Source organism: Deferribacterota bacterium (assembly GCA_034189185.1).
Classification (GTDB): domain Bacteria; phylum Chrysiogenota; class Deferribacteres; order Deferribacterales; family UBA228; genus UBA228.
The window spans coordinates 1-1,501 of record JAXHVM010000311.1 but is presented as its reverse complement, the minus strand read 5'-3'; the positions used below and the strand labels follow the sequence as shown (position 1 = coordinate 1,501).

At 29.8% G+C, this 1,501-nt stretch carries 3 protein-coding genes; all 3 read left to right on the top strand.

Going from position 1 to position 1,501, the window contains the following annotated elements; all coding sequences use genetic code 11:
• Window positions 1-356: hypothetical protein (locus SVN78_11190; GenBank protein MDY6822170.1), on the top strand; the 356-nt coding region annotated here is incomplete at its 5' end.
• Window positions 350-703 carry an IS66 family insertion sequence element accessory protein TnpB gene (gene tnpB, locus SVN78_11185; GenBank protein MDY6822169.1) on the top strand — a complete coding sequence of 118 codons (354 nt, stop codon included), beginning with the start codon at window positions 350-352 and terminating at the stop codon, window positions 701-703. The genes SVN78_11190 and tnpB, both read left to right, overlap by 7 nt.
• A 110-nt stretch (window positions 704-813) precedes the next feature.
• Window positions 814-1,501, top strand: a 688-nt coding sequence (locus tag SVN78_11180; GenBank protein ID MDY6822168.1) for an IS66 family transposase zinc-finger binding domain-containing protein, incomplete at its 3' end; no start/stop codon positions are given.

The following is a 1,501-nucleotide window of genomic DNA, read 5'->3' as shown; positions in this document are numbered from 1 at the left end:
CCAAAATAATAATGGAGGATATCTCAATGAGAGAAAAAAACAGAAAGTTGTGGAGTGAAAGAATTGAAGATTACAAAACAAGTGGATTAAGTGCAGTTAAATGGGCTGAAGATAAGGGTGTCAGCATACATAAACTTAGATACTACATACATAAATTTAACAAGGAAAAAAAAGAAGGTTTAAATCAAGATTCAAAAGAAATACAGTGGACATCAGTAGCTTTAGAAAAAGAAGACTCAGAAAATAAATCTAATAACCCTCTAAAGATTATCATAGGTAAAGCTACAGTAGAAGTAGCTGATGGATTTGATGTAGATACCTTTAAATCCGTTATAAAAATATTATCCCAATGCTAAATAAGGGTACCAGTCAGATATATCTAGCACTAGGGTATACTGATTTAAGAAAATCTATTGACGGATTATCCATTCTTGTACAGGAAAGCTTTGACCTTGATCCATTTTCAAGAAGCCTATTCGTATTCTGTAATAAAAAACGAGATAAAATTAAAATCTTAGTATGGGATCTAAACGGCTTTTGGATGCACTACAAAAGATTAGAAAAAGGTGTATTTAAATGGCCTGATGATCAAAATTCTAAAACTTTAATAGTTGGAGATAGAGAGTTTAGATGGTTGCTAGATGGTTTATCAATCAGTCAAAAAAGTGCTCATAAGATTGTCAAAGAACGAATAATAATATAGTTTTAAACTTTTTAAATAGACAAAATAAAACCTCTGTAAATGTTGAAAATTCAATATATAAACGAAATATTTTAGTATCTATTTTCCTTAAAATATGATATAATTAATCTATGAAAACAATAGAAAAATCAACTGAAATAAATTCAAATATAGAAAAAGATTTTCAAGAACTTCAAAATAAATACGCTCTTTTAGAGCAAGAATTTGAACAAACAGCTGCTAAATTAAATTGGTACAAAGAGCAGTTTCGTTTGAGTAAAGAAAAACAATTCGGCTCATCAAGTGAAAAAAGCAACTCTGATCAGTTATCAATTTTTAATGAAGCCGAAAAAGAATTCAGACCTAAAAAACAAGAACCAACTATTGAAGAAATTACATATAAACGTAAAAGAAATAAAGGCTTAAATAAAAAATCCTTTGATGATCTTCCTGTAGAGATAATAGAATATAAACTACAAGAAGAAGATAAAATATGTCCAAGCTGTGATAGTACTCTTCATGAAATGAGTAAAGAGATTCGTAAAGAGTTAAAAATCATACCAGCTCAGGTTAAAATAGTAGAACATGTTCGTTATGTCTATGCCTGCAGACAATGTGAAAAAGAAAATATATCTACTCCAATTATCACAGCTAAAATGCCAAACCCCCTACTAAAGGGTAGTTTTGTATCCCCTTCCTTACTAGCATATATAATGGACCGTAAATATTCTGAGGCAGTTCCACTATATAGACAGGAAAAACAATTTAATAACTTTGGAATTGATCTGTCCCGTCAAAACTTTGCTAACTGGATTATCC